22 protein-coding genes are annotated in these 25,809 nt (G+C 66.9%); 12 read left to right on the forward strand and 10 right to left on the reverse strand.

What is annotated here, in order from left to right; genetic code table 11:
* The first annotated feature begins 5 nt into the window (after nucleotides 1–5).
* The 5 genes from LF63_RS03375 (at nucleotide 6) to LF63_RS03395 (ending at nucleotide 4,709) form a co-directional block, all read left to right on the forward strand.
* Nucleotides 6–617: an alpha-ketoglutarate-dependent dioxygenase AlkB family protein gene (locus tag LF63_RS03375; protein ID WP_052394635.1), complete on the forward strand. Its 612-nt coding sequence runs from the start codon at nucleotides 6–8 to the stop codon at nucleotides 615–617.
* Between the two features lie 68 nt (nucleotides 618–685).
* Nucleotides 686–1,786 (forward strand): glycine cleavage system aminomethyltransferase GcvT, encoded by a 1,101-nt coding sequence (gcvT, locus tag LF63_RS03380; RefSeq protein WP_043099637.1) that lies wholly within the window; start codon nucleotides 686–688, stop codon nucleotides 1,784–1,786.
* Between the two features lie 66 nt (nucleotides 1,787–1,852).
* Nucleotides 1,853–2,248, forward strand: a complete 396-nt coding sequence (gcvH, locus tag LF63_RS03385) for a glycine cleavage system protein GcvH (RefSeq protein WP_043099638.1) — start codon at nucleotides 1,853–1,855, stop codon at nucleotides 2,246–2,248.
* Between the two features lie 373 nt (nucleotides 2,249–2,621).
* Nucleotides 2,622–3,404: a met regulon transcriptional regulator MetJ gene (gene metJ, locus LF63_RS16435; RefSeq protein WP_081945243.1), complete on the forward strand. Its 783-nt coding sequence runs from the start codon at nucleotides 2,622–2,624 to the stop codon at nucleotides 3,402–3,404.
* 285 nt (nucleotides 3,405–3,689) lie between these two features.
* Nucleotides 3,690–4,709, forward strand: coding sequence for an energy transducer TonB (locus LF63_RS03395; RefSeq protein WP_043099640.1), 1,020 nt, complete (start codon nucleotides 3,690–3,692; stop codon nucleotides 4,707–4,709).
* A 56-nt stretch (nucleotides 4,710–4,765) separates the two neighbouring features.
* Here the strand turns inward: LF63_RS03395 and LF63_RS03400 are convergent, their stop codons facing one another.
* Nucleotides 4,766–6,001, reverse strand: a complete 1,236-nt coding sequence (locus LF63_RS03400) for a serine hydrolase domain-containing protein (RefSeq protein ID WP_052394639.1) — start codon at nucleotides 5,999–6,001, stop codon at nucleotides 4,766–4,768.
* Nucleotides 6,002–6,052: 51 nt separating this feature from the next.
* On the opposite strand from LF63_RS03400, the gene LF63_RS03405 reads away from it, so the two are divergent.
* Genes LF63_RS03405 through LF63_RS03415 form a run of 3 tightly spaced genes read left to right on the forward strand, consistent with a single transcriptional unit; the run spans nucleotide 6,053 to nucleotide 10,001 of the window.
* On the forward strand, nucleotides 6,053–6,640 hold the full coding sequence (locus LF63_RS03405; protein ID WP_043099642.1) for a LemA family protein: 588 nt from the start codon (nucleotides 6,053–6,055) through the stop codon (nucleotides 6,638–6,640).
* Between the two features lie 45 nt (nucleotides 6,641–6,685).
* Nucleotides 6,686–8,680, forward strand: coding sequence for a M48 family metallopeptidase (locus tag LF63_RS03410; RefSeq protein WP_052394641.1), 1,995 nt, complete (start codon nucleotides 6,686–6,688; stop codon nucleotides 8,678–8,680).
* 16 nt (nucleotides 8,681–8,696) lie between these two features.
* On the forward strand, nucleotides 8,697–10,001 hold the full coding sequence (locus tag LF63_RS03415) for an NTP/NDP exchange transporter (RefSeq protein WP_161782318.1): 1,305 nt from the start codon (nucleotides 8,697–8,699) through the stop codon (nucleotides 9,999–10,001).
* Nucleotides 10,002–10,240: 239 nt separating this feature from the next.
* On the opposite strand, the gene LF63_RS03420 is transcribed toward LF63_RS03415, so the two are convergent.
* The 3 genes from LF63_RS03420 to mtgA form a co-directional block, all read right to left on the reverse strand.
* Nucleotides 10,241–10,669, reverse strand: coding sequence for a CBS domain-containing protein (locus LF63_RS03420; RefSeq protein WP_043099644.1), 429 nt, complete (start codon nucleotides 10,667–10,669; stop codon nucleotides 10,241–10,243).
* Nucleotides 10,670–10,732: 63 nt separating this feature from the next.
* Nucleotides 10,733–11,704 (reverse strand): glycosyltransferase family 2 protein, encoded by a 972-nt coding sequence (locus tag LF63_RS03425; RefSeq protein WP_052394642.1) that lies wholly within the window; start codon nucleotides 11,702–11,704, stop codon nucleotides 10,733–10,735.
* Between the two features lie 37 nt (nucleotides 11,705–11,741).
* Complete coding sequence (gene mtgA, locus LF63_RS03430; RefSeq protein ID WP_043099646.1) at nucleotides 11,742–12,485, reverse strand: monofunctional biosynthetic peptidoglycan transglycosylase; 744 nt, start codon at nucleotides 12,483–12,485, stop codon at nucleotides 11,742–11,744.
* A gap of 114 nt (nucleotides 12,486–12,599) precedes the next feature.
* Here mtgA and hslO point away from each other — a divergent pair, with 114 nt between their 5' ends.
* Nucleotides 12,600–13,499 carry an Hsp33 family molecular chaperone HslO gene (gene hslO, locus LF63_RS03435; protein ID WP_043099647.1) on the forward strand — a complete coding sequence of 300 codons (900 nt, stop codon included), beginning with the start codon at nucleotides 12,600–12,602 and terminating at the stop codon, nucleotides 13,497–13,499.
* 9 nt (nucleotides 13,500–13,508) lie between these two features.
* On the opposite strand, the gene LF63_RS03440 is transcribed toward hslO, so the two are convergent.
* Nucleotides 13,509–16,400 carry a bifunctional diguanylate cyclase/phosphodiesterase gene (locus LF63_RS03440; protein ID WP_043099649.1) on the reverse strand — a complete coding sequence of 964 codons (2,892 nt, stop codon included), beginning with the start codon at nucleotides 16,398–16,400 and terminating at the stop codon, nucleotides 13,509–13,511.
* Between the two features lie 245 nt (nucleotides 16,401–16,645).
* Here LF63_RS03440 and LF63_RS03445 point away from each other — a divergent pair, with 245 nt between their 5' ends.
* Nucleotides 16,646–17,629, forward strand: coding sequence for a porin family protein (locus LF63_RS03445; protein WP_043099651.1), 984 nt, complete (start codon nucleotides 16,646–16,648; stop codon nucleotides 17,627–17,629).
* 33 nt (nucleotides 17,630–17,662) lie between these two features.
* Here the strand turns inward: LF63_RS03445 and LF63_RS03450 are convergent, their stop codons facing one another.
* The 5 genes from LF63_RS03450 to LF63_RS03470 form a co-directional block, all read right to left on the reverse strand.
* Complete coding sequence (locus LF63_RS03450) at nucleotides 17,663–18,559, reverse strand: DUF4097 family beta strand repeat-containing protein (RefSeq protein WP_043099653.1); 897 nt, start codon at nucleotides 18,557–18,559, stop codon at nucleotides 17,663–17,665.
* 45 nt (nucleotides 18,560–18,604) lie between these two features.
* Nucleotides 18,605–19,030, reverse strand: a complete 426-nt coding sequence (locus tag LF63_RS03455) for a hypothetical protein (protein ID WP_043099655.1) — start codon at nucleotides 19,028–19,030, stop codon at nucleotides 18,605–18,607.
* Entirely contained in the window at nucleotides 19,027–19,575 is a 549-nt protein-coding gene (locus tag LF63_RS03460) for an RNA polymerase sigma factor (protein WP_043099657.1), read from the reverse strand. The genes LF63_RS03455 and LF63_RS03460 overlap by 4 nt, the downstream gene beginning before the upstream one ends.
* Nucleotides 19,576–19,682: 107 nt before the next feature.
* The gene (locus LF63_RS03465) at nucleotides 19,683–21,470 is read right to left on the reverse strand and encodes a phosphoenolpyruvate carboxykinase (GTP) (protein ID WP_043099659.1); all 1,788 of its coding nucleotides are present in this window, start codon (nucleotides 21,468–21,470) and stop codon (nucleotides 19,683–19,685) included.
* A 141-nt stretch (nucleotides 21,471–21,611) separates the two neighbouring features.
* Nucleotides 21,612–22,190: a TetR/AcrR family transcriptional regulator gene (locus LF63_RS03470; protein WP_043099661.1), complete on the reverse strand. Its 579-nt coding sequence runs from the start codon at nucleotides 22,188–22,190 to the stop codon at nucleotides 21,612–21,614.
* A gap of 125 nt (nucleotides 22,191–22,315) precedes the next feature.
* Between LF63_RS03470 and LF63_RS03475 the strand changes: the two genes are divergently transcribed.
* Nucleotides 22,316–23,221 (forward strand): alpha/beta fold hydrolase, encoded by a 906-nt coding sequence (locus LF63_RS03475; protein ID WP_043099664.1) that lies wholly within the window; start codon nucleotides 22,316–22,318, stop codon nucleotides 23,219–23,221.
* An 82-nt stretch (nucleotides 23,222–23,303) separates the two neighbouring features.
* Entirely contained in the window at nucleotides 23,304–25,790 is a 2,487-nt protein-coding gene (locus LF63_RS03480; RefSeq protein ID WP_043099666.1) for an acyl-CoA dehydrogenase, read from the forward strand.
* The last annotated feature ends 19 nt before the right edge of the window (nucleotides 25,791–25,809 follow it).

The raw sequence follows: 25,809 nt of genomic DNA on the forward strand, positions 1-25,809 counted from the left end.
ATGTGATGCAGGGCGGACTGCTGGCCGATCGCGATCTCTGCCTGCATCCGTCGCTGCCGGGTGCGGAACTCACGCTGTGGCCACATTGGCTGGAAGCGGGCGAAGCGGACCCGTTGCTGCATCGATTGCAGGCCGACATTCCGTTCACGCAGCATCGCCTGCGTCTGTTCGGACGCGAAGTCGATGCGCCGCGCCTGAGCTGCTGGGTCGGCGATCCCGGCGCGAGCTATCGCTATTCGGGCGCACGCTTCGCGCCACAGCCGTGGACGCCGGCGCTGTCAGCGCTGCGCGAGCGCGTGCAGGTGGCCTGCGCCGCCACGTTCAATAGCGTGTTGGTCAATCTCTATCGCGATGGCGACGACGCGATGGGCTGGCACAGCGACGACGAGCCGGAGTTGGGGCCCGACCCGATCATCGCCAGCGTCAGTCTCGGCGCGCAGCGTCGCTTCCGGCTGCGCGCCCGCGACGGCTCGGATGCGAAGCTCGATCTGGATCTCCCGCACGGCAGCCTGCTGTGCATGGCCGGCGCGACCCAGCGCCGTTATCGCCACGCGCTTCCGCGCAGCCGCCGCGTGACGCAGGCGCGTCTGAATCTGACATTTCGCCGCATCGTCTGACGCCGCCCTTGGAATTGCCCGTGCAGGGCGGCGATAATGCCCGCCCTGATTTCACGATGGCGACAGGCATGACCGCAAAGACCGTTCTCAACGAGGCGCACCGTGCGCTGGGCGCGCGCATGGTCGACTTCGGCGGCTGGGACATGCCGATCAACTACGGCTCGCAGATCGAGGAGCATCACGCCGTGCGTCAGGACGCCGGCATGTTCGACGTCTCGCACATGACCGTGGTCGACCTGCACGGCGAGCGCGTGCGCGATTTCCTGCACCGTCTGCTGGCCAACAGCGTCGACAAGCTGACCGAACACGGCAAGGCGCTGTACACCTGCATGCTCAACGAGCGCGGCGGCGTCATCGACGATCTGATCGTCTACTACCTGGGCGAACACTTCTTCCGCGTCGTGGTCAACGCGGCCACGCGCGAGAAGGACCTCGAATGGATCGCGCGCCAGGCGAAGGCCTTCGACGTCGAGGTGCGCGAGCGCAGCGACTTCGCGATGATCGCGGTGCAGGGACCGAGTGCGCGCGGCAAGCTGATCGGCCTGCTGGCCGAAGTCGATCGCGAACGCATCGAGGCGATGGGCAAGTTCCACGCCGCCGCCGCGCAGGCGCTGCACGGTGTGCCGCTGTTCGTGGCGCGTACCGGCTACACCGGCGAAGACGGCTTCGAGGTGATGGTGCCGGAGGAGCACGCGGTCGAATTGTGGCAGGCGCTGGTCGAGGCCGGCGTACGTCCGGCCGGACTCGGCGCGCGCGACACGCTGCGTCTTGAGGCGGGCATGAATCTCTACGGTCAGGACATGGACGAGGACGTGTCGCCGTGGGAAGCCGGACTGGGCTGGACCGTTGCCATGGACGAAGAGCGCGACTTCATCGGCCGCGGTGCGCTGGAAGCGCAGAAGGAACAGGGCGTGAAGCGGCGCATGGTCGGCCTCGTGCTCGACGAGAAAGGCGTGCTGCGTCATGGCCAGGTCGTGCTGACCGACGCCGGCGAAGGCGAAGTCCTCTCCGGCAGCTTCTCGCCGACGCTGGGCAAGGCGATCGCGCTGGCGCGCGTGCCGACCGGGGAACTGGGCGACGTGCGCGTGGCGATCCGCAACCGCGAACTGCCCGTCCGCGTGGTCAAGTATCCGTTCGTGCGCGACGGCAAGCCGCGCGAAGGCATCTGAACTCGCCTGCGCGATGCGCCAGGCACTAGAATTCATTCATCCACCGACACCCGACAGGACCGACCCATGAGCGAGATTCCCGGCGACCTGAAATTTCTGAAGTCCCACGAATGGGCGCGTCTCGAAGACGACGGCCTGGTGCGTGTGGGCATTTCCGACCACGCGCAGAGTCAGCTCGGCGACCTGGTCTACGTCGAGCTTCCCGAGATCGGTTCGCGCGTCGGTCCCGACAACGGTTGCGCCGTGGTCGAGTCGGTCAAGGCGGCGTCGGACGTGTACTCGCCGGTGAACGGTGAAGTGGTCGCGGTCAACGAAGCGCTCGACGACAGCCCCGAATCGATCAACGAAGATGCGTTCGGCGAAGGATGGATTTTTGTCGTTCGTCCGGACGACAAGAGCGAACTGGACGAACTGCTCGATCCCGAGGCCTATGCCGAATTGATCGAGGACGAGGATCACTGAATCCCGTCTTTTCGGAGCGTTGCGCGCGCTCGTTCGCGTCGCGTTTCACGTACAGCGTTGACGCCGCCGGTCCCGTGCCGGCGGCGTTTTCGCTTGTCTGGCGCGGGTTTCGGAAGCGTCGCGAGAATTCGCCGCGGCGCGGTTTGCGCGTTGACGTTCGATGCTTTACCGATTTCAGGAATTTACGTAAATACGTCTAGACGTCTATTTGAAGATTGTGTTTTCGATCTTCGGATGCTCGCGAAAGGCTGCAGCGAGCGGCGCGGCGCGCTGAATGAAGGCGTTCTGCAGCGACGATTTGATGCGTGAATTTTATTGACACCACGTTTCTACGGGTCTAGTTTTTGCGGCCAATGGCGGAATGGTTTTGAAGATGGCGGGAAACAAGTACATCAAGCCGTATGTTGATCACGGCAAGAAGGCGGGGGCGGTGCGCAAGGTGACCGTCTCCATTCCACTTCATGTGCTGCGTCTGCTCTCCGACGAACGTACTCGCCGCCAGGTGAACAACCTCAGGCACGCGACCAACAGCGACCTGCTGGTTGAGGCTTTTCTACATGCCTTTACTGGGCAACCACTGCCAACTGATGAGGAGCTGAGACGAATCATGGCTACGACGAAGAAAGCTGCGAAGAAACCGGCTGCGAAAAAAGCCGCCAAGAAGGCTCCGGCCAAAAAGGCTCCGGCCAAGAAAGCCGCTGCCAAGAAGGTCGTGAAGAAGACCGCCGCCAAGAAGGCCACGGTGAAGAAGGCCGCCGCCAAGAAGACCGCCGTCAAGAAGACTGCGCGCAAGGCTGCCAAGAAGACCGTGAAGAAGGCTGCTGCCGCCCGTAAATCCACCACCAAGCGCGCGCCGGCCAAGAAGGCTGCCGCCAAGAAGACGGTGAAGAAGGCTGCCAAGAAGACCGTTGCCAAGAAGGCGACCAAGAAGGTCGCGAAGAAGGCTGCGGCCAAGAAGGCTACGGCCAAGAAGGCCACGAAGAAGGTTGCCAAGAAGCCGGCAGCCAAGAAAGCGGCCAAAAAGGCCGTGAAGAAGGTCGCCAAGAAGCCGGCGGCGAAGAAGGCTGCCAAGAAGACGGCCCCCAAGGCGCCGGCACCGGCAGCGAAGACCACGGCCCCTGCACGCATGTCGCGTGCCAGCCGTACGCGCAAGTAAGAAAACGACGAAAACAGCGTGGTTCGCCACGACGGCTTCCTGCGGCTGCCCAGCGCAGGAAGCATGCAGAGCCTCTGCATTTGCCCCGGATTTCCGGGGCATTTCGTTTTCTCGTCCCGGCCAAGCGTCATCGACCTGTCAAAAGAATGGCTTAGCTATTGGCAGTGGCGCGTGATAGGGGTACCTTGTTCGGGAATCCGCGCTGCAACAGACCGCAGGGTCTGGGTTCTTCATCAGGGGAACTACAGGGGGCGCGGGTATCTGGTAGCAACATAGCGAGTGACCATGGATACCCGAATGTCTATATCAAACCGCCGCCGCGCGCGAGGCGCGGCTTCGTCCAGCTTGATCTTCTCCGGCCTGATCGTGATCGTGATCATCGCGGCAGGCTGGTTTCTCGTGTATCGCCCGCACATGGAGGCCACCGAAGGCTCCAGTCCTGCGCAGACGGTCGTCAAGAAGCAGGCCGCCGCGAAGACTACGCCGCCGCCGGCCAACGTGTCGGCGATGTCGACCGATGAGCTGCTCTCGGAAGCCGGCAAGGCCGTCCGCGAGGAGCGTCTGCTTTCGCCGCAGGGCAACAATGCCTTCGAGTTCTACCTCAAGGTGCTCGAGCGTCAGCCGGACAATCAGGTGGCCAAGGAAGCGTTGCGCGAAACCTTCCCGTTCGGCGCCAACGCCGCCGAGCAGGACATCAACAACCGCAACTTCGACGAGGCGCAGCGCGAGATCGACCTGCTGGCCAAGGCCGATCCGGACAACTACACGCTGACCATTCTGCGTTCCAAGCTGGACGCCCAGCGCAAGACGGCGACCAAGGAACAGCAGCAAGCGCAGGCCGATCTGCTGGCCAAGCAGCAGGCGTCGCAGCGGCAGCAGCAGGCGGCCGAGGCCGCACGCAAGCAGCAGGAGGAAGCGGCAGCACAGGCCGCCGCCGATAAGGCCGCACCGGAGCAGCCGAAGCAGCAGACGGCACAGGCGGAGAAACCGGCGCAGTCGCAGCCGCAGCAGACGGCTCAGCCCAGGATTCAGGACGCCGTGCTGGTCAGCAGCGTGAATCCGCGTTATCCGAGTACGGCCCTGCGTCGCCGTCAGGAAGGTTGGGTGGACGTGCAGTTCACGGTCGATGACTCGGGCAACGTCACCGACGCTACGGTCGTCGATGCCCAGCCCAAGCACGTGTTCGATCGCGCGGCAGTGACGGCGGTCGAGCGCTGGAAATATCGACCGGCGTTGAACAACGGCAAGCCGTTCCCGGTGACGATGCGTCGCCGCCTCAACTTCACGTTGGGTGGCGCGCAGTAATCGCTGCTTGCACGCAAAGGCATGAACGAGGGCGGCGCGAGCCGCCCTCGTTCGTTTCAGCGACGCGAACGCGTGCGGCGTTCCAGGTTCGCCCAGTCGCGGGCCTGCAGGCCGAGCAGGCGATCGAGGAACATCGGGAACAGACCGGCCGGGCGTGGCGTACCGGCGTTCCACAACATCACGATGCCGACCTTCTGTTCGGGCAGGAAGCCGATCATGGCGCGGTAGCCGTTGACTGCGCCGGCGTGGAAGATCAGCGTCTGCCCGGCGTAGTCGTACACACGCCACCCCAGCGCGTAGTGCGCATCCTTCAGGCGCGCGCGTCGCCAGGGCGTGGCGTACAACTCGCTGCGCGTGGCGACGCCGGGGGTGTGTAGCGTGCGCAGCAGCGCGTGGGGCAGCACGTCGGGCCGCCCGCCCATCTGTGCGATCAGCCATTGCTCCATGTCGCGCAGGCTGGCGTTGACGCCGGCGGCGGGGGCCACGCGGTAATAGGTTTCGCGTGGCGTGAACGCACGCCATCCCGCGCGGGTGTGGCGGTGCGGGCGCGCCCAGCTGGCGCTGTTTTCCAGTCCCTGCAGACCGTAGGTGGCCGTGCTCATGCCCAGCGGAAGAAACAGGCGGCGCTCCACTTCGTGGCCGTAGAAATCGCCGGTGCGCGCATGGATGACGTCGCCGATCAGGCTGAAGGCGACGTTCTGGTAGCTGTAGCACGTGCCGACCTGGCAGCGCAGATTCACCTGGTCGAGTTCGCGCGCCAACTGCGGGTACGGGATGTTGGCTTCGAGCTGCAAGTCGTAGGTGTTGCGCGGCAGACCGAGGCGCTGGCCGAGGATGTCGGCGACGGTCGCCTGCTGCGTGGCGCCGCTGTCGCTCAGGTCGAAGAACGGCAGGACGTCGGTCAGTCGGGTATTCCAGGCGAGACTGCCGTTGTCGACCAGCAGGCCGGTCAGCGCCGAGGCGAAGGCCTTCGACAGCGAGGCGATGCGGAACACGGTGTTGGGCGTGACGCGCGTACCGGCCTGCACGTCGGCGTAGCCCAGCGTGCGCTCGTAGGCGACATGGCCGTCGGCAATCACGGCGGTCGCCAGGCCGGCGATGTCGTCGTGTTGCTTCAACTCGATCAGCCAGCCGTCGTAGGCCTCCAGTGAGGCGCGCAGTTGTGCGGCGGTGACCCGAGCTTCGCGGGCGGTCGAGTGCACGGTGGGGCGGGCGTGGATGGGGGCGGGTATCAGCAAGGTTGCCGCCGCCGCAAACGACGCCAGAAACGGGAAGATCGAGCGGGTGGTCATGCTATGCTGCTTCGCGTTGCTAACTGCATTGCGCAGGGTGGGAGACGATCGATGACTGGCATCATAATTCTGATCATCGTGGTGCTGATTGTGGTGTACCTCGTCGGCATCTACAACGGTCTGGTGCGTGCCCGTAACGGTTACAAGAACGCCTTCGCACAGATCGACGTGCAGCTGACGCGGCGGCACGACCTGATCCCGAATCTGGTCGAGACCGCCAAGGGCTATCTCAAGCACGAACGCGAAACGCTGGAAGCAGTCATCCAGGCGCGCAACGGCGCGATGTCCGGTCTGGCTGGCGCCAAGGCCAACCCGGGCGATCCGCAAGCCATGCAGAAGCTGTCCGGAGCGGAGAACATGCTGACCCAGACCCTGGGCCGACTGTTCGCGCTGTCCGAGTCCTACCCGGACCTGAAGGCCAACCAGAACATGATGCAGCTGTCCGAGGAACTGGCCTCGACGGAGAACCGCATCGCCTTCGCGCGCCAGGCCTACAACGACGCCGTGATGACCTACAACAACCGCCGCGAGGTGTTTCCCAACACCCTGATCGCCGGCAACTTCGGCTTCAACGCGGCCGAACCGCTGAAGCTCGAGGACCCCGCCGCCAAGCAGGCGCCGCAGGTGTCGTTCACCTGATGCCTCCGGCGCCGTTCCCGCCGGTGTCCGCGCGGATCTAGCTGCGTGGACTTCTTCGCACAGCAAGCCCGGGTGCGCCGCAGCAGCCGCTGGCTGGTGGCGCTGTTCGTGCTCGCGGTGCTGGCCGTGATCGCGGCGGTGGACGTGGTGGTGCTGGTGCTGATCGGCTACGGTCGCGCGACCGAGGACGGGCTGGGCATCGACGCGGGTTCGCTGGCGCTGATCAGCTTCGGCGTGCTGGCCCTGATCGGTCTGGCCTCGCTGTCACGCACGCTCAGTCTGCGCGGCGGCGGTGCGGCGGTGGCGCGCAGCATGGGCGCCACGGCGGTATCGCCGGACACCACCAACCCGGCCTGGCGCAAACTGCGCAACGTGATCGAGGAGATCGCCATCGCCTCCTCGGTGCCGGTGCCGGATATCTTCGTGCTCGAATCCGAACCTGGCATCAATGCCTTCGCCGCCGGCTACACGCCGTCCGACGCTGCGGTGTGCGTGACCCAGGGCTGCCTGGATCGCCTGACCCGCGACGAACTGCAGGGCGTGATCGCGCACGAGTTCAGCCACGTGCTCAACGGCGACATGCGGCTGAACATCCGTCTGATGGGACTGCTGTTCGGCATCCTGGTCATCGGCATCGTCGGCCGTATCCTGATGTACTCCGGCGGTCGCGTGCGCACGCGCAAGGGCAACACGGCCTATGTGGCGTTGATCGGTCTGGCTTTGCTGCTGGTCGGCTACATCGGTTTCTTCTTCGGGCGCTTGATCCAGGCCGCGGTGGCGCGTTCGCGCGAGTCGCTGGCCGATGCCTCGGCGGTGCAGTTCACCCGGCAGACGCGCGGCATCGCCGGCGCGCTGAAGAAGATCGCGGCGATGGCGGAAGGTTCGCAGCTGCAGGCCGCGAACAGTCAGGAAGTAGCGCACATGCTGTTCGGCGAGCCGGGGCGGTTTTCGAGCCTGTTTGCGACCCATCCGCCGCTGCCCGAACGCATCCGCGCGCTCGGCGTGGCCTACGACGAGAAGGAAATTCAGCAGTTGGCGCGCGCCTGGATGCAGCCGCAGCGGGCACGCCACGGGGAGGACGCCTCGGCCTCGATCTCCGGTTTCATGCCGACGATGGTCGCAGGGGCGGCGGTCGAGGCGAGCGATCCCGCGCCGTTGCCGCGCCGCGATCGTCCGATGCCGGTGCAGGCACATGCGGTCAGCGCGCGAGTCGGGCGTCCCGGCATGCAGGACATGCACGCGGCGGGGCAGCTGCAGCGCCAGCTGCCCGACGCGCTGATGCAGGCGGCGCACGATGCTTCCGGCGCGCTGGACCTGGTGCTGGCGCTGGCCGTGGGCGACGACCCGCGGGTGCGCGACGCGCAGTTGCTGCAGGTCGACAGCAGCTTCGGCAGCGACGCCGCCGAGGGCGTGGAAGCGCTACTGCCGGCGTTGTCGATCCTGCACCCGATGCTGCACCTGCCGCTGGTGGCGTTGGCGTTTCCGCAGCTCAAGCGGCAGCCACGCCCGCGCCTCATGCAACTGCAGCAGACCCTGGACATCATGGTGCGTGCGGACCAGCGCATCAGCCTGCATGAGTATTGCCTGGTCAAGTTGCTGCGCCTGATGCTGACCGATGCGCTGGATCCGTCGAACGGCTTCGTGCCCGGCATGCGGCGTCTGCGCCAGGTGCAGGACGACTATGCATCGCTGTGCGCGATCGTCGCGCATCAGGGACACGACGATAGCGACGCCGCGCGTCGGGCCTGGGCGCGCGCCATGCACGAAGCGTTGCCCAATGCGCGCGCTGACTTCGTCGTGCCCGACGACTGGCAGGCCGCGATGGATCGCGCGCTGCAGCATCTGGACCGCATCCACCCGCTGGACAAGGAACTGGTGGTGCGCGGTTTGACGATGGCCGTGGCCGAGGACGACCACATCAGCATCGCCGAAGCCGAACTGCTGCGCGTGATCTGCGCCGCCCTGCATTGCCCGCTGCCGCCGCTGCTGCAGCACCTGACCACCTTCGCCGACGAGGACGAGGACGCGCATACCGCGTGATGCGCACGCTCAGACCATGGAACGCCCCGATATCCGAGATGCCCGCGAAGTGCGGCCGTTGCTGCTGTCCGCGACCTGCTTCTTCCTGATCCTGACCGCCTATTACATCATTCGTCCGGTTCGCGATCAGCTCAGCGGCGCGGTGGGCTCGATCTCGCTGCCGTTGTTCTACGGCGCCACGTTCGTCGCCACGCTGCTGCTGACGCCGCTGATCGGCTGGCTGGTCGCGCGGTTTCCGCGGCGGCAGCTGATGCTGTGGAGCTTCAGCTTTTTCATCGTTTGCCAGTTGGCCTTCGTGCCGGCCTTCATGTTTCAGGACCGGATCGGCGCACGGGTGCTGGGCACGGTGTTCTTCGTCTGGGGCAGCGTGTTCAACCTGTTCGTGGTGTCGCTGTTCTGGAGTCTGATGGCGGATGTCTGGACCAGTCAGCAGGCGCGACGTCTGTTTCCGCTGATCGCGCTGGGCGGCATGGCGGGCGCGATCGCCGGGCCGCTCATCACCTCGCTGATGGTGAATCTGGTCGGCGTGGCGCCGCTGCTGCTGGTGTCGGCCTTGCTGCTCGGCCTGTCGATGCAGCTTCTGCTGGCGGTCTCGGCCGAGGCGGAGCAGGCCGCGGCGACCACGGCGGCGGCGATCGGCGGCTCGTTGCTGGCGGGCGTGAAGTACGTCTTCACGCAACCGTTCCTGCGCTACATGGCCTTGCTGATGTTGTTGAGCGACGGCGTCGGCACGGTGGCCTACGCGCTGGTGGCCGATTACGCCAAGGCGCATTACGTGAGCGATGCCGCGCGCACCGAGATGTATGCGCATCTGGATCTTGCGATCAACGCGCTTGGCGTGCTGATGCAGGTCAGCGTGACGCGTTGGGTGCTGAAGCGTCTCGGCATGGCGTGGGGCATCGTGATTCCCGCGCTGGTCAACTGCGCTCTGCTGGTGCTGGTGGCCATCCTCGGGTCGCATGCCGAGATTTGGGGCGTCGGCATCTCGCTGGTGCTGGTGCTGCAGGTCGTCGTGCGCGGCACGCAGTACGGCATGCTGAAGCCGGCCAGCGATGCCTTGTACACGCGCAGCGCGAGGGAGACGCGCTACAAGGGCAAGAATTTCGTCGAGACCGCGGTGTGGCGGTTCGGCGATCTGGTCGTGACCAGCGGCATCAATCTGCTGCGCGATGCCGCTGTGGCGCTGAGCGGGCTGGCCGCGATCAGCGCGGGCTTCTCGATGATCGCGGTCTGGGTCGGTTTCCGCGCCGGGCGTTCGGTCGGTGCCGAGGCCGCGGACGACGGCGAGGCCGGGCAGCGCGACGGCACGGGTTCGGTCTGAGCAGACATTCCGGGGAAGCCCTGTCGCGGACGTTTGCTACGGTCGCAGCGCAGGCAGACCTGCCAGTCACGCCAAAGGCACACCCTGGGGTCGTCATGCCTGCGCAGGCGGGAGTCCAGCGCCTTTCGCACCGCCGAAAAGCCAAAGGCACGGCGTCCCGGCTTTCACCGGGATGACGTGGCCGGGGCGGCTCTCGCGGTTCCTGTTCAGCTTGGCGACGTTCGTCGCGATGCGCTCGCTCAGCTGACGATGTAGCGCTGCAACTGCTCGATCTCCTGCGCCTGGTCGTCGATCACCGCCTTGACCAGATCGCCGATCGACAGCACGCCGACGATGCGTCCGCCATCGAGAACGGGCAGGTGGCGCACGCGGCTGTCGGTGCACAGACGCATGCACTCCTCGACGCTGGCGTCGAGGCCGATGGTGAGCACATTGGCGCTCATGATCTCGCTGACGGGCGTGGTCGATGAGGAACGACCGCGGAGAATGATCTTGCGCGCATAGTCGCGCTCGGAAACGATGCCGGCCAGGGTCTCGCCGCGCATCACCAGCAGGGCGCCGACGCCGTGTTCGGCCATCTGCTTGATGGCGTCGAGGACGTTGGCGTCCGACTGCACGCTGTAGACTTGATGGCCCTTCGATTCCAACAGATGCCTGACGTGCTGCATGCGCTGCTCCCGTGGCGGCCGATGGCGGTCGGCTCCGAGTCTAGCGCGATCCCGGCGGTCGGGTCACGGGTCGTCGCGGACTGCGGCGGGCGCGTCGGACGACAGGCGATCCTGCACGAAATACAGCGGCCGCTGCTTGCTTTCGGCATACATGCGGCCGAGGTATTCGCCGATCACGCCCAGCGCCAGCAACTGCACGCCGCCGAGGAACAGGATGACCAGGATCAGGGTTGGGTAGCCGCGCACCGGGTCGCCCCAGATCAGCGCCTTCAGCAGCACCCAGGCGCCGTAGGCGAAAGCCAGCACGGACGAGCCGAAACCGATCCAGGTGGCCAGCCGCAGCGGCGCCACGGAGAACGAGGTGATGCCTTCCACCGCGAGGTTCAGCAGGCGCCAGTAATTCCATTTGCTGCGGCCTTCGTGGCGCGCATGGCGGCGGTAGCTGACGCCGGTCTGGCGGTAGCCGATCCAGGCGAACAGGCCTTTCATGAAGCGCTGGCGTTCGCGCAGTTCGCGCAGCGCCAGCACGGCCTGCCGCGAGAGCAGGCGGAAGTCGCCGGTGTCGCGCGGCAGCGGCGTGTCCGAAAGCCGTTCCATCACGCGGTAGAAGGCCGCTGCGGTGAAGCGCTTGAAGCGGCTTTCGCCCTCGCGTGCGCTGCGCGTGGCGTAGACCACGTCGAAGCCGGCGCGCCACTGCTCGACCAACTGCGGGATCAGCTCCGGCGGGTCCTGCAGGTCGGTGTCGATGACCACCACGGCGTCGGCGTCGGCATGATCGAGACCGGCGCTGAGCGCCGCTTCCTTGCCGAAGTTGCGCGACAGGCGCAGGCCGTCGGTGCGCGGGTCGTTAGCGGCGAGGGTGCGGATCGCCTCCCAGGTGCCGTCGCGGCTGCCGTCGTCGACGTACAGCACCCGGGTGCGCAGGTCGAGCGCGTCCAGCACTTCGCACAGGCGGGCATGGAAGGCGGGCAGTCCCTGCGCTTCGTTGTAGGCGGGCGCCACGACGGTCAGCGTGGAAGCGGCGGTATCGGTCATGACCTCGATTCTGCCATGCGCAGCAGTCCGCGCGGGATCACGGCTGGGCGCGGGGTCGCGGCGGATGCTTCTCGGTCACGTAGGCGGTGCCGCCCAGTTGCGCCATCTGCTGCTGGATCCAGGCGACGCGGCGCGCGACGTACGCCGACGGGCGGTCGGCGTGCAGGCGCCGCGGGTTCGGCAGCACGGCAGCCAGCAGCGCGCCCTGGTAGCTGTTCAGTTGCGACGGATCGGTGTGCCAGTAAGCGTGGCTGGCGGCGTCGACGCCGTAGATGCCATTGCCGAGTTCGGCGATGTTGACGTAGACCTCCAGAATCCGCCGCTTCGGCCAGCTCGCTTCCAGCAGGACGGTGAAATAGGCTTCCAGGCCCTTGCGCACGAAACTGCGTCCGCCCCACAGGAACAGGTTCTTCGCGGTCTGCTGGCTGATGGTGCTGGCGCCGCGCAGGCGACCGCCGTCCTCGGCGGTGTCGATGGCTTTCTGGATCGAGGCCACGTCGAAGCCGTGGTGGAACGGAAACTTCTGGTCCTCGGAGGCGACCATCGCCAGCGGCACCTGCTTGCTGATCTTCGACCACGGCACCCAGCGGTAGCGCAGGTGGAAATCCTTTTCGCCGTGCCACCAGGCGCTGAGCTGGCGCTCGACCATGAAGGCGCTGGTCCACGGCGGCACGAAGCGCAGGATCAGCACCATCGATTCAGTCACCGCAAACCAGATCAGCAGCGCCCACAGGACGCCGCGCAGGAGTCGTTTCCACAGGGGACGCTTGGCCGATTTCATCCGGGGCAGTGTAAAGCAAGCGCGTGAACGTTCGCCGAGCCGTTATCCTGTCTCGCGACAACCTTGCGAACCTGCGCCGGCGTCCCCAGATTGGGGCGCTTTGGAGGATCCGACGTGACTGAAGAACGCGATGTGCTGCACCGATTCCTGCTCGAACGCGCTGGCGTGCGTGGCGTGGTGGTGCGCCTCAACGACAGCTGGAGCGAAGTGGCCGGTCGGGCCGACTATCCGCAGGCCGTGCGTCGTCTGCTGGGCGAGAGCCTGACCGCCAGCGCGCTGCTGACCGGACAGATCAAGTTCGACGGCGCGCTGTCGCTGGAGCTCAAGAGCCAGGGCGACCTGCGCCTGCTGTTCACCGAATGCACCGATGCCGGTCGCCTGCGCGGTCTGGCGCGGCACGACGAGGCTGCCGGCGCGGACGGCGACATCGATCTGTCGGCGCTGCCGGGCGCGACGCTGGCCATCACCATCGGCAACGTCGAGACCGGGCACCGCTATCAGGGCCTGGTGCCGCTGGACAGTGCGCGCCTGGGCGCGGCGCTGGAAGGTTATTTCGAGCGCTCCGAGCAGTTGCCGGCGCGTCTGGTGCTGGCCGTGGGCGAACACGGCGCGGCCGGGCTGCTGTTGCAGCGCATGCCCTCCGAGGGCGGCACGGGCGCAGCGGTCGATGCCGACGGTTGGGACCGTGTGCTGCATCTGACTGCCACGCTGAGCGAGCAGGAGCTGCTGGAACTGCCCGTGGAGACGCTGCTGTATCGCCTGTATCACGAGGAAAACGTGCGCCTGTTCGAGCCGCGCGCGTTGGCGTTCGGCTGCAGCTGTTCGGCGCAGCGCGTGGAGGCCATGCTGCGCGCGCTGGGCAGCGAGGAAGCCGACGCCGCGCTGGAAGCCAATGCGGGCGTGGTCGAGGTGACCTGCGAATTCTGCGCGGCGCAGTACCACTACGATCGCATCGACATCGAGCGGCTGTTCAGCGAGACGCCGGCGGCGCCGGCCTCGACGCGCAGTCACTGAGATACGGCTTCAGGAGGCGTCGGCGGCGACCCAGTAGTCGATCGGCTCGGCGCCCGAATACAGGAAGCCCTGGCCGAAACGGCAACCGAGTTGCAGCAGCAGATCGCGCTGCTTCTCGGTTTCCACGCCCTCGACGATGACCTGCATCTGCATCGAGTCGGCCAGCGCCTGGATGGCGCGGAAGATGGCCGGCCCCTGCGTGTCGGAGCTCTCGTCGGATTCGATGCGGGCGGTGAAGGAACGGTCGATCTTCAGCACCCCGATCGGGTACTGGTGCAGGTAGCTCAGCGACGAGTAGCCGGTGCCGAAGTCGTCCAGCGCCACGGCGATGCCGTGGCCGCGCAGGCGGTCCAGGGTCAGCTTGATCTGCTCGGGATTTTCCAGCAGCGTGCGTTCGGTGACCTCGATGCGCAGGTTCTGCGGCGCCACGCGGTGCATGTCGAGCTGCTCCAGCAGCCGGCGGTCGATGTCCTTCACGCGCAGATGGCGGCCGGACACGTTGATGCTGACGAACGCGCCGTTGCGCGTGAGCTTCGGCGCATCGGCGAAGACCTGCTCGAAGATCTGCCAGTCGATGGCCTCGATGCAACCGCTTTCCTCGGCCACGGTGAGGAAGGCGCCGGGCAGCAGCAGGCCGCGCTCGGGGTGGCGCCAGCGCATCAGCGCCTCGTAGCCGAGCACCTCGCCGTCGTCCAGGCGCACGATGGGCTGGAAGAACGGCTCGAATTCGTTGCGCGTCAGCGCGCGGCGCAGGTCGCCCTCGATTTCCAGCACCGACAGCGCGTTGCGGCGCAGGCGGTCGTCGAACCAGGCTGCGCGGTGGCGGCCCGAGGCCTTGGCGCTGTACATGGCCGAGTCGGCGTCGCGCAGCAGTTCCTCGGCGCGCCGGTAGTGCGGTGCGGACAGTGTGATGCCGATCGAGGCCGAGGTGAACATTTCCTTGCCGCCGATGCGGATCGGATTGTTGAGCTCGGCGATGATGCGCTGCGCCACGCGGTAGACGGCCGGTTCGTCGCTGACGCTTTCCAGCAGCACCGCGAACTCGTCGCCGCCCAGGCGCGCCACGATGTCGTCGCTCTTCACGCAGGTGCGGATGCGGCCGCCGACCTGGAACAGCAGGTCGTCGCCGATCAGGTGGCCGACCGAGTCGTTGATGACCTTGAAGCGGTCCAGGTCGATGAACAGCACAGCGAAGCGCCGGCTTTCGTCCTCGTGGAAGCGGCGCAGTGCCTGTTCCAGTCGCTGCAGCAGCAGGGCGCGGTTGGGCAGTCCGGTGAGGGCGTCGTGCAGGGTCTCGTACTTCAGCCGCCGCTCGATGCGTTCGCGTTCGGCGATCTGTTCGCGCAGGTCGCGGTTGGCCAGCGCCAGCGCGCGCGTGCGCTCGGTGACGCGGCGTTCCAGACTCGAATAGGCCTTCTTCAGCGATTCCGCGCTGCGCTTGCGCTGCAGGGCGTTGGCGATGTGGTAGCCGACGAAGGTCAGCAGTTCCTGATCCGGTTTCCGGTAGACGTATTCGGGCGTATAGCTTTGCACGGCCAGTACGCCGACGGTCTTTTCCTCGCAGATCAGCGGCACGCCCAACCAGCAGAAGGCGTTGGTGCCGCTGGGGACCAGTTCGCGCTCCTGGGTCATGTCCGACATGCGCGTGCGGTCGGCCAGCAGGGCCTCGCCGTGGCGCAGCACGTATTCGGTGAGGCCGCGGCCCAGCGAGCGCTGCCGGCGCTCGTTGTCGATCTCGTCCACCGAGTACGGGAAGTCGAGCTTGCGGCCATCGTCGCTCAGCAGGGCGATGTAGAAGTTGCGGGCGTACAGCAGGCCGCCGACCACGCGGTGCACGGCGGCGTAGAAGTCGTCCAGGCTCTCGGTGGTGTTGGCCAGTTCGGCAATGCGGAACAGCGCCGCCTGCAAACGCTCGCCGCGCTGGCGCTCGATCACCTGCTGCTGCAGCACGCGATTGGCGTCGCGCAGCGCTTCGGTGCGTTCGGCCACGCGCCGTTCCAGATCGGCATGCGCTTCGCGCCGCTCGAGCGCGGTCTGCACGTGCTGGGCCACGTAGGCCAGCAGCTCGCGATCCTGCTCGGTGTAACGCGCGTGTTCGTGGTAGCTCTGCACCACCAGACCGCCGACGACTTCGTTGCCGCGCATCAGCGGCACGCCTAGCCAGTCGACCGGCGAGGGCCCGGTTGGGTGCAGTTCGCCTTGCACTTGCGCGCTGATCTGGTCGAGATTGCCGTACAGCGCATGGCCTTCGCGGATCAGATGCCAGGTCACGCTCTCGCGGATGCTGTCCATCGACAGATAGGCGTCGGGCGCCGGCGGATCGGTGTCGGTGGTGTCGGCGAAATAGGCGAAGCGCAGCGCGTCGCGCTGGGCGTCGTACAGCGCGATGTAGAAGTTCTCCGCGTACATCAGCGTGCCGACGATGCCGTGCAGCGCGTGCATGGTCTCGTTCATGTCGTGCAGGGCGCTGGCCTGGTTGGCGATCGCGAACAGCGCACGCTGCAGTCGCTCGGCCTGGGCCAGACGCGACACGGCCGTGTAGAGGTGGCTGAGCTCGGCCTGCTGGTGCAGGCGTACGTCCACGAGCTTGGCCAGCCAGGACAGCTGAGCGCGGTCGTCTGCGCCGAGATCGTGCGGTAATCGCACCATCAAGGTGCGTTGTCCGCGCGGATCGTGTCCCAGCCGCAGCGTGGAGACGTGCTGCAGGCTTTCCTCGGCGGATTCGCGCGGGTCGTCCTGCCAGTAGACCTGCAGATCCTCGACCTGCGCCAGCGCCGCCGTCACGATGTCCGCCACCGTCTGGGCGTCCTTGCTGTCGAACAGGCGTTCGATCATGTGGTGCAGCGCCTTCGCCTCGGACAGAACCGGCGTGGCAGCGCGGGTTTGGGCAGCTGAGGTCATGTCTACACGGTGACGGAAATCGGCTTCGGCAGTGTATACCGGCGTTTGTGCGAATGCCGCATCGGAATGCGACTGTGCGCCATGTCTCACAATATGTGATACGCAGGGTTCGGCTGAATGAACTGCGACCTCGGTCATCTGTTAGTAAAAGGTAAAGATGCGTATAATCGGACCCGAGGGATGCCGCGCGAGGAACCGTACTTGCCCGCGCGCGGTCAGAGAATCGACATGATCCGGGGGCGCTGATGCGCAAATGGCTTACCAGTTTGTTGATGTTCGTGCCGCTGATTGCGGCAGGACAGACGCTGGACGGCGTTTCCCCGACCCAGGCTGCGGCCGAGCATGTCGCCGCCTACCGCAGCCTGCAGCGCGTGGACGGTCAGGGCAACATGCTGCTGCCGCTGTGGCGCGATGCCGACGGCCGCATGCTGGCGCTGGTCGGCTCGTCCGACAGCGCGCAGGACAATACGCCGGGCGCACTCGATTTCCGCGTCGTCGACGTCAGCCAGAGTTACAGCTCCGGGCTGCGCTACGATCTCGGCCCGCATGTGGCGGCCTACGCCCAACTGGCGCAGCGCAACTGGCTGATGCCCGCGGCGAGTCGCACCTGCACGCCGGCGGACGGCGTCGGCTGCCCCGATGCGAGCACGTTGAACGCGGCGCGTCTGCTGAGCGGTGAAGTCGGGGCCAGCTACAGCGGCAGCGGCTACCGTTTCGACGTGATGTTCAACGGCAGTCGTGCGAATACGCAGACTTCGCCGCTGTTGCCGCGCGTGCTGCCGCAGTCTCCGACCGCGTCGATACCGCTGTGGTCGCTGGACAGCAGCACCAACTTCGCTGCGCGCGGTCGCGTGGCGCTGGGCAGCGAGACCGGCATCGATCTGGGTGCCAGCGTCGGCAAGATTCGTCTGCTTCCGGGCAACCTGCTCGGCGTCAGCGCGCTCGGCCAGCAGTCGCTGAGCCTGGGCGTCGACAGCGGTCCGCTGAGCGGTCGCATCACCGGTCGCATGCTGCAACCGGTCCCGGGTTCGGGCGATACGCAGCTGATGGGCCCGGAGCGTCACTGGACCACCATCGATCTCGGCGTCACCTGGCGTCTGCCGTGGCAGGGCGAACTGCGCTTCGGTGCGCAGAATCTGTGGTCCTCGGGCCAGGCGCCCGTTCCGGTCGAAGGCCCGGAGCCGGATCGGTCGCGGATCCCGTACGTGCAGTACCACCAGGATCTGTAATCGCCACCGTCCGCTCCGGGCGGGTGTGCTTCCTCAGTCGTTCTTCTCGACCTTCACGTCACCGCTGAAGGTCTGCACATCGATGCTGCCGTCGCCTTGGCCGATGCGACTGTCGAGCGAGGAGCCGGGGCCGTGCGCCTTCTCCACGACCTGACCGAAGGCGGAGTGGATGTCGCCACTGAAGGTCGACACGCGCATGTGCGCGGAGAGCGACCCCGGCAGGCGCAGCTTGACGTCGCCGCTGACCGAATCGACCTCGATGCGGCCATTCTTCTGCAGGCTGCCGTCGACGTCCACGTCGCCGGAGACGGTATTCATCGAGATGCGGTCGAACGGGCCGCCGTGCAGGTGAATCTCGCCGGACACGGTCTCCAGGTCGCCGCGCTGCGCGACCTTGGGTGCAATGATGTCGCCGCTGACGGTCTGGATGTCGGCCTGCTGCATGGCGCCGGACAGTTCCACGCGGGCGCTCACGGCGTCGACGCTGACCTTCGGACTGTCGGCATCGATGCGCACGTCGCCGCTCACGCTGTTGACGTCGACGGTGCCGCCGGACAGGCCGCGGATGTCGGTGGTCGCGCTGACCGCATCGACTGCGACGGAGGCGCCGCGCGGCACCTGCACGTCCAGCGTGCTCGGCTCCATGTTGTCGTCGCCGTTCCAGTGGAACAGGCCGGACTTGTTCGGCGTCTTCACCTTGATCACCAGGGCGTCGCCGTCCTTCTCGATCTCCAGGCCGGGCGAACCGGTGCCGAGCGTGCCGGTGACGTGCACCTGGTTGCGATCCCAGGTGCTGACGCGGATGGCGCCCTTCACGTTGACGATCTTGACGTGACCGTCGGCGGCGACGTCGCGGGTCTGGTCGATGGGGGTGCCGGCCAGCGCGGCGGCGCTGAACAGCAGCAGCGGAAGCAGAATCAGTCGTTTCATGGTGTGTCCTCCTCGGGGAGCGTGTTTCTCGATGTCTGGATGGGGTCAGGGTGCGCGTTGCGCATAGCGCTGCAGACGCCATTGCTGGGCCTGCGTGCGGTGCTGGATGCGCCGCAGGAAGTCGGCGTCCGGGGCTTGCTTCAGGGCCAGGCGGATTTCGCTGTCGGCGGCCAGGAATTCGATCGCCGCGCCGGCCAGGCGTGGATCGTGAGGCTTCCAGCGCTGGCTGTGATCGCTAGCCAGGCGCGCGCCGTCGTAGAGCGAGGTCGGCGCGCGCAGCAGGGCCGTGCCCATGAGCAGGCCGATCAGGATCATCGCGGCGGCGGCCAAGGACGGCAGCCATGCGCGCGGCGCCGATGGTGCGGATGCGCGCGGTTCGAGTTGCGCGGCGATGCCGGACCACAGGTCGCGCTGCGGCGCGTGCGGCCGGCGCAGGTCGCGGGTCTGACGCTGCCATTCAAATTCGTTCATGGTCGTTCTCCCAGCGCGTCGCGCAACAGTGCGCGCGCACGATGCAATTGGGCTTTCGAGGTGCCGCTGGCGATGCCCAGTTCCTCGGCGATATCACCATGCTTCCAGCCCTCGACGTCGTGCAGCACCAGCACCGCGCGGGCGCGCGGCGGCAGCGTCGCGATGGCGCGTTCCAGTTCTTCGCGTTCGGCGGGGCAGAAAGGCTCCTCGCCGCTCTCCGGCAGCTGATCGCTGTCGAGGTCGGTGACCGGATCGGCGTTGCGCGAGCGGACCGCCATCAGCGCCGTATTCACGGCCAGGCGATACATCCAGGTGCCGAAAGCGCTCTGATGGCGGAAGCCGTCGAGCTTGCGCCAGGCGGTGACGAAGGCCTCCTGCACCAGCTCCTCGGCGCGGCCGTGGTCAAATCCGGACAGGCGCAGGACGGTGCCGTAGATGCGCGGCACGTGACGACGGTAGAGCGTCTCGAAGGCGCGGGTCTCGCCGCGCACGGCGGCGCGCACCAGATCGCTGTCGGACGTCTCGGTAGCGGCGTCTGCGGGCATGTTCGCGGGTTGAAGGAGGCAACTGGCGTTCATCGTGCCAGCTTTGATGCATCCCGCGGCAAATGGGTTTGCATCGCCGCCCCGGCTCGGGGCGGCGATGGCTCGGCCTAGGAGACAGCCTTCTTGCGTGCCGGCGCGGTTCCGGCCATTTCCAGCGCATCGGCGACGCGCTGGCGTTCGGCCTTCAGGGCCTCCGGCATGCGCGCGCCGTAGCTGTCCAGGTACTCGCCGATGGCGACCATCTCGTCGCGCCAGCCGTCGCGGTCGACCGCGAACAGCTCGGCGATGGCGGCGTCGTCCAGGCCCAGGCCATCGAGATTCAGTTCGCCGTCGGCGGGCAAGGTGCCGATCGGCGAGTCGATGCCTTCGGCCTGGCCGGTGACGCGCTTGAGCATCCACTCCAGCACGCGCATGTTCTCGCCGAAGCCTGGCCACAGGAACTTGCCGTCGGCGTTCTTGCGGAACCAGTTGACGTGGAAGATCTTCGGCAGCTTCGCCTCCGGCGTGTCGAACGACAGCCAGTGCGCGAAGTAGTCGGCGAAGTTGTAGCCGCAGAACGGCTTCATCGCCATCGGATCGCGGCGCACCACGCCGACCTGGCCGGTGGCCGCGGCGGTGGTCTCCGAGGCCATCGAGGCGCCGACCAGCACGCCGTGGGTCCAGTCGCGGGCCTCGAACACCAGCGGCACCAGCGATTGCCGGCGACCGCCGAAGACGATGGCCGAGATCGGCACGCCTTGCGCGGATTCGGCTTCCGGCGACCAGCTCGGGCACTGGCTGGCGGAGACGGTGAAGCGGGAATTGGGATGCGCGGCCGGGCCGTTGGCGGCGTCGACGTCGCGCCCCTGCCAGTCCTTGACCGGCGTGCCGTCGGGCAGGCCTTCCCACCACGGCTGCATGTCCGCGGTGACCGCCACGTTGGTGAAGATGGCGTTGCGATTCAGCATCGCCAGCGCGTTCGGGTTGGTCTTCTTGCTGGTGCCTGGCGCCACGCCGAAGTAGCCGGCCTCGGGGTTGATCGCCCACAGGCGACCGTCCTCGCTCGGCGTCATCCAGCAGATGTCGTCGCCGACGGTCCAGATCTTCCAGCCGTTGTTGCGGTAGCCCTCGGGCGGAATCAGCATCGCCAGATTGGTCTTGCCGCAGGCCGAAGGGAACGCGGCGGCGACGTAGTGGATTTCGCCGGCCGGATTCTGGATGCCGACGATCAGCATGTGCTCGGCCAGCCAGCCCTCGGTGCGGGCCTGGTGACTGGCGATGCGCAGCGCGTGGCATTTCTTGCCCAACAGCGCGTTGCCGCCGTAGCCGGAGCCGTAGGACTTGATGCTCAGCTCTTCCGGGAAATGCATGATCCAGCGGCGCTCGGGATCGAGCTCGCCGGTCGAATGCAGGCCCTTCACGAACGTGCCTTCGCGCTCGATGCGCTCCTGCGCGGCCTTGCCCATGCGCGTCATGATGCGCATGTTGGCGACCACGTACGGGCTGTCGGTGATCTCCACGCCGCAGCGCGCGATCGGCGAACCGATGGGGCCCATGCAGTAGGGCACCACGTACATCGTGCGGCCCTTCATGCAGCCTTCGAACAGGGCGTCGATGCGTGCGTGCGCTTCGTCGGGCGCCAGCCACTGATTGTTGGGGCCGGCGTCCTCGCGGTCCGGGTGGCAGACCAGGGTCAGCTTCTCCACGCGCGCCACGTCCTTCGGATCGGAGCGGTGCAGATAGCAGCCCGGATGGGTGTCCTGATTCAGTTCGATCAGATCGCCGCGTTCGAGCATGAGCTCGACCAGCGCCTGGTTTTCGGCTTCCGAGCCGTCGCACCAGTGGATCTTGTCAGGGGTGGTCAGTGTGGCGACTTCGTCCACCCACTGATTGAGCGATGCCAGCGTGCTCGTCATGACGGTCCCGTCCGCGTAGCCATAACCGGGGCGCATATGCGCGAGAAAGGCGGAACGGTAGTCGCCCGGTCACGCTATTGCAACAAGCGCGTGCAGGGCGTGTTGTCGCACGATTCACATGGAAACGTTTGCAGTCGAGTGCTAGTGCGGAATCAGCGTTTCGGCCACGTGCTCGACGTAGGCGTCGAATTCCTCGTGGCTGAGGCGCGGCATGCCCAGCGCAAGGTTCAGTTGCAGGAACCCGACGAAGGCAGCGTAGGCCAATCGGGCGCGGTGGCCAGCCTGCTTCGGCGGCATGGCCGCCTGCAGGTAGGCTTCGGTCAGGAACTGGATGCGGCGCTGCGAGACGCGGGTCATCAGCGGCAGCACCACGGGGTGATCCAGCGCCTTCAGCAAAGCGGCGTAGATGCGGTGCGACTGCACTTCGCGGGCGACGCGATGGAAGATTTCGCGCAGGCGTTCGCGCGGGTCGTCGATGGGTTCGATCTGCGCCAGCACGTCGGCTTCGTCGTGCTGCTCCCAGCGCTCCAGCGCCGCCAGCAACAGCGCTTCGCGGTTGCGGAAGTGCCAGTAGAAGCTGCCCTTGGTCACGCCCAGACGACGCGCCAGGGCTTCCACGGCCAGCGCGTTCACGCCGCTTTCGGCGATCAGCTCCAGGGCGCCATGTTCCCAGTCCTCGGCGGACAGGCGCGTGCGTTCGGTCTTCTGTCGGGCGTTCATGCGTTCATGCTAGCCGCTCCGGGGCGGGATGCAATCACTACGTGCGCCGGCGCATGGTGGGCTTGGATCGTTACCATACGCATGCGCATTGACAGCGCGACCCCGGCGCTCACATACTCATGCGTATGGTGGATTTCGGCAGCCCGCGCGAACAGACCCTGGATACGCACTTCGACAGTGCGGACGGGGTGCGCTTGGCCGGCGAAATCCGCAACCCGCAAGGCGCGCCATGCGTGCTGTTCGCGCATGGCTTCGGCCAGACCCGCCATGCCTGGTCGGCGACGGCCGACGCGCTGGCCGCGACCGGCTGCCGCTGCGTCGGGTTCGACGCGCGCGGGCACGGCCTCAGCGGTCGCCCGGACGACGGCTACCACATGCAGCAGTTCTTCGATGACCTGCGCACCGTGGCCGACGCGCAGCCGCAGAAACCGATCTTGGTCGGCGCCTCGATGGGCGGCCTGCTGGGGTTGGCCGTCGCGGGCGAGTCGGAGACGCCGCCGTTCTCGGCGCTGGTGCTGGTGGACATCACTCCGCGCTGGGAGACCTCGGGCGTGGAGCGCATTCTCGATTTCATGCGCGCCTGGCCGGACGGCTTCGGCGATTACGACGAGGCCGCGCAGGCCATCGCCGCCTATCTGCCGCACCGGCGCGGGCGCAAGAGCGCGGCCCAGCTGCAGCCGCTGCTGCGGCGCGGCGAAGACGGCCGCCTGCGCTGGCACTGGGATCCGCGCATGCTGGCGCCGATCGCCGAAGAGGGCGAACGTCATCAGCCGCGCCTGATCGAGGCCACGCGCCGCGTGAAGCTGCCGGTGCTGCTGCTTTCCGGCGGCCGCAGCGACGTGGTCTCGCCGCAGACCATCGACGAATTCCTCGAACTGGTGCCGCACGCACGGCACATCGAACTGCCGCGCGCCACGCACATGGTCGCCGGCGACGCCAACGATGCTTTCACCCGCGCCATCGCCGATTTCATCGGTCTCGGCGCGGAGACGATGCAACCCATGAACGGCCGGCCTTCGGGAACGGCCTGAAACCGCCGTGGCGGCCTCGCCGTCGTGGCACGATGAACGTGCGGCCCGACCGGGCCGGCAACGAGCAACACAGGTGATAGACATGTCTGCCATCATTCCTCTTCTGGCCGCCCTGATCGCCTCCGGCATATGCGCCTACCAGCGCACGGGGCTGCGTATCTGGACCGCGGTCACCGCCGCCGCCATCGTGGTGTTCGGCCTGATCGCCTATGCGCCGGTCGCCACCGTGGTCACGCTGATCGTGTTCGGCCTGATCGCGGTACCGCTGAATCTCGACGGCTTCCGCCGCGCACGCATCAGCGCGCCGCTGCTGAAGATGTTCGCCAAGGTCACGCCGAAGCTGTCCGATACCGAGCAGACCGCGCTGGAGGCCGGCACCGTCGGTTTCGAGGGCGAGCTGTTCTCCGGCAAGCCGGACTGGTCCGAACTGCTCAAGCAGCCCAAGCCCGAGTTGTCCGCCGAGGAGCAGGCTTTCCTCGATGGACCCGTGGAAGAGCTGTGCGGCATGCTCGACGACTGGCAGGTGACTCACGAGCTGGCCGATCTGCCGCCGGAGGTCTGGGCCTTCATCAAGCAGAACAAGTTCTTCGGCATGATCATTCCGAAGCGCTACGGCGGCCTGGAGTTTTCGGCGCTGGCGCATTCGGCGGTGCTGCAGAAGGTCGCCAGCATCTGTTCGACGGCGGCCTCGACCATCGCCGTGCCCAACTCGCTGGGTCCGGCCGAGCTGCTGCTGCACTACGGCAGCGAGGCGCAGAAGGACCACTTCCTGCCGCGCCTGGCCGACGGTCGCGAGATTCCGTGCTTCGCGCTGACCGGTCCGACCGCCGGTTCCGACGCCACCTCGATTCCCGATTTCGGCATCGTCTGCAAGCAGATGCATGAGGGCGAGGAAGTGCTGGGCATCCGCCTGACCTTCGACAAGCGCTACATCACGCTGGCGCCGGTCGCGACCATCGTCGGTCTGGCGTTCCGCATGTACGACCCCGAGCACCTGCTCGGCGAGACCGAGGATCTGGGCATCACGCTGGCGCTGATTCCGCGCGAGACCGAGGGACTGGAAGTCGGCCGCCGCCATCTGCCGCTGAACGTGCCGTTCCAGAACGGTCCGGTGCGCGGCAAGGACGTGTTCGTGCCGCTGTCGACGCTGATCGGCGGTCCGCACATGGCCGGTCACGGCTGGCGCATGCTGGTCGAGTGCCTGTCGGTCGGTCGCGCCATCTCGCTGCCGTCCAACGCCACCGGCGGCGTGCGCGCGGCCAGCGCGGCGACGGGCGCCTACGCGCGCATCCGCAAGCAGTTCGGCCTGGCCATCGGTCGCTTCGAGGGCGTCGAGGAAGCGCTGGCGCGCATTGGCGGCTATACCTACGCCACGGCCGCGTTGTCGCGCGCCACGGCGGCCGCCGTCGACCGCGGCGAGAAGCCGGCGGTGCCGTCGGCCATCGCCAAGTACCATGCCACCGAGTGGGGCCGCGAGGTCTCGCGCGACGCCATGGACGTGCACGGCGGCAAGGGCGTGCAGCTCGGCCCATCGAACTACCTGGGCCGCGCCTGGCAGGGCGTGCCCATCGCCATCACGGTGGAAGGCGCGAACATCATGACGCGCAGCCTGATGATCTTCGGTCAGGGCGCGATCCGCTGTCATCCGTACGTGCTGAAGGAAATGCAGGCGTTGTCCATCGAGGACAAGAAAGAGCGCCTGAAGACCTTCGACGCGGCGCTGTTCGGCCATATCGGCTTCGGTTTCTCCAACGCCGTGCGCGCGTTCACGCTGGGCCTGACCCACGCCAAGATCGGCAAGGCACCGGGCGACGAATACACCCGCCGCTACTACCGCAAGCTCAATCGCTACTCCGCCGCGCTGGCGCTGTGCGCCGACGTGTCGATGGGCGTGCTGGGCGGGCGTTTGAAGTTCAAGGAGAAGCTGTCGGCGCGTCTGGGCGACGTGCTCAGCTACCTGTACATCGCCAGCGCGATGCTCAAGCGCTATGAGGACAGCGGTCGTCCCGAGGCCGACCGTCCGCTGCTGGCTTGGGCGTTCCACGCCTGCGTGTGGAAGATGCAGATGGCGCTGGACGGCGTGATCCGCAACTTCCCGGTGCGTCCGGTGGCCTGGGTGCTGCGTGCGCTGGTGTTTCCGTTCGGTCGCCGCGAAGTGCCGCCGTCGGATCGTCTCGGCCATCGCGTCGCGGCGCTGCTGATGAGCCCGAACGAAGCGCGCACGCGTCTGCTGGAGTGGTCGTTCATGACGCCGACCGCAAACAACGCCATCGGTCGCATGAACGCGCTGCTGCCGGACGTGATCGCCGCCGAGCCGGTCGAGCGCAAGTTCGTCAAGGCGCTGAAGAGCGGCCAGATCACCGCGCACGAGTACGCCGAGCAACTGCTGCAGGCCGAGCAGCTGGGCGCCATCAGCGAGGCCGAGCGCAAGCTGCTGCAGAAGGTGCAGGAGGCCACGCTCGAGTTCATCAACGTCGACGATTTCGATCCGTCGGAGCTGGTCGCGGCCAAGGTGCGCAAGGGCAAGGAAGGCGCCTCCGGCGACAAGAGCGGCAAGCGCGCCGCCTGAGTGCAGGAAACGGAACGGC

Origin of the sequence: Oleiagrimonas soli (assembly GCF_000761445.1) — a bacterium.
GTDB lineage: Bacteria > Pseudomonadota > Gammaproteobacteria > Xanthomonadales > Rhodanobacteraceae > Oleiagrimonas > Oleiagrimonas soli.